This window comes from Pseudomonas sp. RW10S2 (assembly GCF_014268985.1).
In the GTDB taxonomy this organism is placed as follows: domain Bacteria; phylum Pseudomonadota; class Gammaproteobacteria; order Pseudomonadales; family Pseudomonadaceae; genus Aquipseudomonas; species Aquipseudomonas wayambapalatensis.
On sequence record NZ_JABWRO010000183.1, the window covers coordinates 1 to 6,697 of the forward strand.

5 protein-coding genes are annotated in these 6,697 nt (G+C 64.8%); 3 read left to right on the forward strand and 2 right to left on the reverse strand.

Annotated features, from left to right (window positions below; genetic code table 11):
• Positions 1–74: 74 nt before the first annotated feature.
• Complete coding sequence (locus HU729_RS24480) at positions 75–1,361, forward strand: FAD-binding oxidoreductase (RefSeq protein WP_186669862.1); 1,287 nt, start codon at positions 75–77, stop codon at positions 1,359–1,361.
• A gap of 42 nt (positions 1,362–1,403) precedes the next feature.
• Here the strand turns inward: HU729_RS24480 and HU729_RS24485 are convergent, their stop codons facing one another.
• Positions 1,404–2,831 (reverse strand): mechanosensitive ion channel family protein, encoded by a 1,428-nt coding sequence (locus tag HU729_RS24485; RefSeq protein WP_186669861.1) that lies wholly within the window; start codon positions 2,829–2,831, stop codon positions 1,404–1,406.
• 233 nt (positions 2,832–3,064) lie between these two features.
• On the opposite strand from HU729_RS24485, the gene ycaC reads away from it, so the two are divergent.
• Entirely contained in the window at positions 3,065–3,694 is a 630-nt protein-coding gene (ycaC, locus tag HU729_RS24490) for an isochorismate family cysteine hydrolase YcaC (protein WP_054893711.1), read from the forward strand.
• 114 nt (positions 3,695–3,808) lie between these two features.
• Positions 3,809–4,627 (forward strand): alpha/beta hydrolase, encoded by an 819-nt coding sequence (locus HU729_RS24495; RefSeq protein WP_186711806.1) that lies wholly within the window; start codon positions 3,809–3,811, stop codon positions 4,625–4,627.
• A 111-nt stretch (positions 4,628–4,738) separates the two neighbouring features.
• Here the strand turns inward: HU729_RS24495 and HU729_RS24500 are convergent, their stop codons facing one another.
• Positions 4,739–6,526, reverse strand: a complete 1,788-nt coding sequence (locus HU729_RS24500; RefSeq protein WP_186711807.1) for a monovalent cation:proton antiporter-2 (CPA2) family protein — start codon at positions 6,524–6,526, stop codon at positions 4,739–4,741.
• Positions 6,527–6,697: the final 171 nt, after the last annotated feature.

The following is a 6,697-nucleotide window of genomic DNA, read 5'->3' on the forward strand; positions in this document are numbered from 1 at the left end:
GGAGCGGGCTTGTCCCGCGATTGGGCGGCATGCCGCCCCAACCGCAACAAGAACAATATTGCTGGAGCCGGGCCATGTCCGAACTGCGTCAAGAATGTCTGTGGGAATCGATCACCCGACCGACCGTCGCTTCACAGGCGCTGGCCGGTGAGCACACGGCCGATGTCTGCGTGATCGGCGCAGGAATCACCGGGCTGTCGGCGGCGATCCACCTGCTCGAACAGGGCAAGTCGGTCATCCTGCTGGAGGCCTGGAAGGTTGGACATGGCGGCTCCGGGCGCAATGTCGGGCTGGTCAACGCCGGGACCTGGATCCGTCCCGACGATGTCGAGGCGACCTTGGGGCTGGAGCAAGGCGGGCGCCTGAACAAGGTGCTTGGCGAGGCGCCCGGTGAAGTCTTCGCCATGATCGAACGCCTGGGCATCGACTGCCAGGCCCAGCACAAAGGCAACCTGCATATGGCGCACAACGCCACGGGCCTCGCCGACCTTGAGGCACGCCATGAACAATGGCGTCGCCGGGGTGCCGACGTGGAACTGCTGCGGGGGGCCGAATGCCAGGAATACTGCGGCACCGACAAGATTTCCGCCGCGCTGCTCGACCGCCGCGCCGGCACCATCAACCCCATGGGCTACACCCAAGGCCTGGCCTCGGCGGTGCAGCGTCTGGGTGGCAAGCTGTTCCAGCAATCGGCGGTCGAAGGCCTGACGCGTGATGGCGACGGCTGGCGAGTCGCCACCAACCGTGGCAGCGTGCGCGCCGACAAGGTGGTGATTTCCACGGGCGCCTACACCGAAGGCGACTGGAGCCACCTGCAGAAGCACTTCTTCCGCGGCTACTACTATCAGATCGCCTCCAAGCCGCTGCAGGGTGCGGTGGCCGACAGGATCCTGCCCCATGGCCAGGGCTCGTGGGATACCCGCACCGTGCTCAGCAGTATCCGCCGTGATGATCAGGGTCGCCTGCTGCTCGGCAGCCTGGGCCGGGTCGACAACAAGCCGGCGTGGTTCGTGCGCAGTTGGGCCGATCGCATCCAGAGCCATTACTTCCCTGAGCTGGGCAAGGTCGAGTGGGAAATGCACTGGACCGGCTGCATCGACTTTACCCCCGACCACCTGATGCGTCTGTTCGAACCGGCGTCGGGAGTGGTAGCGGTGACAGGCTACAACGGCCGTGGCAATACCACGGGCACCGTGATTGGCCGGGCTCTTGCGCAGTTTCTGCTCAAGGATGATCCGGACCGCCTGCCGATCCCGTTCTCACCGATGAAGCCGGTGAGTGCGCCTTCGTTGCGCACGGCATTCTACGAGTCGGGCTTCTCGCTGTATCACGCAGGGCAGTGCCTGCGCGTGGTGCTGTGATTGCACTGGCCCCTTCGCGGATAAACCCGCGAAGGGGCCCGCTTATTTGTGCAGCCAACTCAGAAAGCCGCCCTTCTTCACCGCTGCCGGCTTCTGCATCAGCAGCGACTCCCGGCTCAGCAGCCTGAACCGCTGCAGCTTGTTCAACGCCTGCACCACGTCGCCGCGCTCGGCCAGGCAACTGCGCACCTGCTCCTTGTCGATCCGGTACAGCAGGCAGCCAGTCAGGGTGCGGAACTCGGCGAACGAACTGTTCTCGTCCATGATGCCCTCGATCCCCAGCACTTCCCCCGGCCCCATGCGCCCGGCCTCCACGCGCTTGTCGCCATTGCGGATCGAGGCCTGGACCACGCCGCTGCCGATCACCAGCAAGTGATCGGACTGTTGGCCGACATCCAGGATCACCTGGTCGGCCAGATACTCCACCGCCATCATGCGCTGGCTGAGGGCATCGCGTTCCTCGCTGCTCAGCGAACGGAACACCCGCACTTCGTCGAGCAGCTCACGCTGTCGGCTACGTGGGGCGACGGCCAGGTCGAGGTTCCACATCACACCGCTGGCCTCGAGATGGCGGTGGGCGAGGTCGAACAGCAGGTTGCGTACGTCGGTCTTTTGCGCCGCGTCGGCGATGAAACCGCTGGCCTCGTATTCCACCGACTCCAGCGTCGAGGCTTTCACCGACACTTTCGCTGCGGGTGACGGCAGCAGGGCGCTGGTGCCTTGCAGGGCTTTCTCCAGCGCGTCGAACACCCGCTTGGGGCGGATTCTGGCGGGTACCACCACACTGATCGAAACCCCGTGGCGGTCGGCTGGCCGGCTGTGGTTGAGCAGGCGCGCCTTGGCCGCCACCGAGTTGGGAATCACCGCCAGGCTGCCGCTGCCGGTGATCAGCCGCGTGGCGCGCCAGTCGATATCCACCACCTTGCCCTCGGTGCCGTCGATGGAGATCGAGTCGCCGATCTGGTAGGGCCGCGTGGTGTTGAGCACGATGCCGGAGAACACGTCGGCCAGGGTGCTCTGCAGCGCCAGGCCGATGACGATGGCCATCACTCCGGAGGTCGCCAGCAGCCCTTTGACCGGCAGTTGCAGGACATAGGCCGCCGCCGCCACGGCTGCGGCAAGAAAGATCAGCGCGCCCACGACATCCTGCAGCAGGCGCCCGCCGTGACTGCCGCGGGCGATCATCAGCAGGCCGAACACCACCGTCACCGTGCGCGCTCCGAACAGCCACCAGCCGATGGTCAGCACCGTGGCGATCAGGTTGCGCGCGACATCGTCCGCCCATGGCGGCGGTTGCAGCGGGCTCATGCCGGCGGCCAGCAGGACGGCGCTGAAGATCACGAAGATGCCCAGGCGCGTGACGATACGCCAGGCGCGGCGCTCCAGCGGGATCAGTTGCCAGAGCAGCAGGTCGAGGAAGATCAGGCAGGTTCCCAGCAGCAGGGGGTAGGACTGGATGAAGGCCAGCATGGTGGTCTCGGGGCTAGGGGAGGGCTGAGGGGTAGTAAAGAGCAGGTTGGTTGCCCAGGCAATGGGGCATCTGTGGGTGTGGGTTTACCTGTGAAAAGGGCGACATCCGTTTCATCGTTCCAAAAAAAGAACGCTAAGGCCGTTTTTCACTATCTACCGCCAGAAACGCGATGTTTTTAATCTGTGCCCATGCAGTCGAGACAACAACCCAACCCACCCGAAGGAGCACGACCATGAGCCAATTCACCTACAACCGCCTGAACAAAGACGACGCCGCCGTACTGCTGGTGGACCACCAGGCAGGCCTGCTGTCGCTGGTCCGCGACATCGAGCCGGACAAGTTCAAGAACAACGTGCTGGCGCTGGCCGACCTGGCCAAGTTCTTCAACCTGCCGACCATCCTCACCACCAGCTTCGAGCAAGGCCCCAACGGCCCGCTGGTGCCAGAGCTCAAGGCGCTGTTCCCGGACGCGCCCTACATCGCCCGCCCTGGCCAGATCAATGCCTGGGACAACGAGGACTTCGTCAAGGCGGTGAAGGCCACCGGCAAGAAGCAACTGATCATCGCCGGTGTGGTAACTGAAGTGTGTGTGGCCTTCCCGGCGCTGTCGGCCCTGGCCGAGGACTTCGAAGTATTCGTGGTGGCCGATGCCTCCGGCACCTTCAACGAGATGACGCGCGACGCCGCCTGGCGCCGCATGGAAGCTGCCGGTGCACAACTGATGACCTGGTTCGGCGTGGCCTGCGAGCTGCACCGCGACTGGCGCAACGATGTCGAAGGGCTGGCCGCGCTGTGCTCCAACCACATCCCGGACTATCGCAACCTGATCACCAGCTACAACGCCCTCACCGCTGGCAAGTGACCCACCAATGGCCGGTCGGTACGCCTCGTGGCCGACCGGCCAGCCGCGCGATGGAATGTTCCTCGCGCCCCGTACTCAAGATCCAGACCTACCCGACTTTCAGGAGATTCCGACATGAGCACACTAGTTACCCGCGATGGCACCGCGATCTATTACAAGGACTGGGGCAGCGGCAAGCCCGTGCTGTTCAGCCACGGCTGGCCGCTGGACGCCGACATGTGGGATGGCCAGATGGAGTTCCTGGCCAGCCGCGGCTATCGCACCATCGCCTTCGACCGCCGCGGCTTCGGGCGCTCCAGCCAGCCCTGGAACGGTTATGACTACGATACCTTTGCCGATGACATCGCCCAGTTGATCGAGCATCTGGACCTGCGTGACGTCACCCTGGTCGGCTTCTCCATGGGCGGCGGCGATGTCACCCGCTATATCGCCAAGCATGGCAGCGAGCGCGTGGCCAAGCTGGTGCTGCTGGGTGCGGTGACGCCACTGTTCATCAAGACCGCCGACAACCCAGAGGGTGTCGACAAGTCGGTATTCGACGGCATCCGCGATGGCTTGCGCGCCGACCGTGCGCAGTTCATTTCCGACTTCGCCGCGCCGTTCTATGGCATCAACCATGGGCAGAAAGTCTCCCAGGGCGTACAGGCCCAGACCCTGAACATTGCCCTGCTGGCCTCGCTCAAAGGCACCATCGACTGCGTAACGGCGTTCTCCGAAACGGATTTCCGCCCGGATATGGCCAGGATCGATGTGCCGACCCTGGTGATCCACGGCGATGACGACCAGATCGTGCCGTTCGAGACCACCGGCAAGAAAGCCGCCGAGATGATCAAGGGCGCGCAGTTGAAGGTATATCCCGGTGCACCACACGGCTTTGCCGTGACCCATGCGCAGCAACTGAACGACGACTTGCTGGCATTTCTGGCGAAGTGACCGGCTGAGGCCGGGCCTGCGCGACTGCGGCATCGAGGGCGACTGGAGACAGTCGCCCTTTTTGCTGTTTGTGTGGCGGGTTTTGTTTGAGCGACGTTCGTGTCACCCAACTCAGTCGCTATCCGATTCGAACAACCGCTCCAGCTCCACCCTGGCCTCCTTGGCCGTCTGCATCACCTTCGCCCGGTCATCGCGAACCCGCCCCTGTGCCTCCAGCACCTGCTGGTCATGCTCGGTGAAGCGCTGGATGCGGTCTGCCGCCTGGGTCTCGCTCAGGCCGAGGCCGATCAGGGTCAGGCGGGTCATCTCCAGGCTCGAGTAGAAGGTCTCGCGAATCGGCTCGGCGCCGACGTCGAGCAACTTGTGCACGTGCTGGCGGTTACGCGCCCGGGCGATCACTTTCAGGTGCGGGTACTCATGCTTGACCCGCTCGGCGATGCGGATGGTCGCCTCCGGATCGTCGGTGGTGATGACGAAGTACTCGGCCTCGCCGACCTTGGCCGCATGCAGCACCTCGGGGCGCATCGGGTCGCCGTAGAACACCGGGGCCTGTTCGAAGGTGCGGGTCATCTCGATGGCATCGACCGAGGTATCCAGGGCGATGAAGGAGACTTTCTGTGCCCGCAGGATACGCGCCACGATCTGCCCCATGCGGCCCATGCCGATGATCACCACGCGCGGGGCGTCGGTCTGGATCGTGCGGTATTGCTCCGGCACTTCGCGCGCTGGCCCCGGGCGCTTGATCAGGCGCGAGCTGGCCAGCAGCAACATTGGCGTCAGGGCCATCGACAGGGTGATGGTCATCAGCAGCAGGTCGTAGGTGTAGGTGTCGAACAAGCCTTGGTCCTTGCCCAGCTTGAACACCACGAAGGCGAACTCACCTCCCGCCGCCAGCACCAGCCCCAGGCGCAGTGCGCTCAGGTTGTTCAGCCCGCCCACCGCACGCCCGACCAGCATCAGCAGTGGCAGTTTCACCGCTACCAGCAGCAAGGTCAGGCCCAGCAGCAGTGCAGGTGCTTCCAGCAGCAGGCCAAGGTTGGCGCCCATGCCGACGCTGATGAAGAACAGCCCCAGCAGCAGGCCCTTGAACGGTTCGATCTGCGACTCCAACTCGTGCCGGTATTCGGAGTCGGCCAGCAGCAGGCCCGCGAGGAACGCGCCCAGCGCCATGGAAATGCCGGCTTCCTCCATCAGCCAGGCGGTGCCGATCACCACCAGCAGTGCGGTGGCCGTGGACACTTCCGGCAGGCCGGTACGGGCGACGATGCGAAACAGCGGGCGCAGCAGGTAGCGGCCGCCGACGATGACGATGGCGATGCTGCCGAACACCCGCAGGCCATGTTCGATGCTGTCGCCGTGGCTGGTGTCCGGGCCGCTGGCCGCCAGCAGGGGCACCAGCGCGATCAGCGGGATTGCCGCGATGTCCTGGAACAACAGGATGGCAAAGGCCAGGCGCCCGTGGGGGGCGTTCAGTTGCTTGCTTTCGGCCAGGCTCTGCAGGCCCAGCGCCGTGGATGACAGCGCCAGGCCCAGGCCGAGCACCACCGCCGCTGGCAGGGACTGGGCGAACCCGAACAGGGCGATGGCGCCGATGATCGCGCCGGTCAGCACCACTTGTGCCAGGCCCACGCCGAACACCGCCTTGCGCATCAGCCACAGACGTCGTGGGGAAAGTTCGAGGCCGATGATGAACAGCAGCAGGACTACGCCCAGTTCGGAAATGTGCGCCACGCTCTCGGTGTCGCGAATCAGGCCCAACGCTTGTGGACCGATGGCCACGCCAGCCAGCAGGTAGCCGATGACAGCACCCAGTTGCAGGCGCTTGGCCAGAGGCACGGCGACGACGGCGGCAAGCAGGAATATCACTGCGGTCTGCAGGATGCTGCCTTCATGTGGCATGGGTAGAACTCCAGGAGGCTTGGATGAAGCGCTGTGTGAGCAGGCGCCGGGGACGGTAGGCATTTTCGTCTCGGCGGGGGGAGGGGGCAACCGTAGGGGGGGGAAGCAGCGTTCAGGATTTGGAGCCTTTGCAGCCCTCAAGGGCCTCTTCGCGGGCAAGCCCGCTCCTAC

Coding starts and splice junctions, on each gene's coding strand:
- HU729_RS24480 (WP_186669862.1), top strand. CDS start 75: ATGTCCGAACTGCGTCAAGAATGTCTGTGGGAATCGATCACCCGACCG.
- HU729_RS24485 (WP_186669861.1), bottom strand. CDS start 2,831: ATGCTGGCCTTCATCCAGTCCTACCCCCTGCTGCTGGGAACCTGCCTG.
- ycaC (WP_054893711.1), top strand. CDS start 3,065: ATGAGCCAATTCACCTACAACCGCCTGAACAAAGACGACGCCGCCGTA.
- HU729_RS24495 (WP_186711806.1), top strand. CDS start 3,809: ATGAGCACACTAGTTACCCGCGATGGCACCGCGATCTATTACAAGGAC.
- HU729_RS24500 (WP_186711807.1), bottom strand. CDS start 6,526: ATGCCACATGAAGGCAGCATCCTGCAGACCGCAGTGATATTCCTGCTT.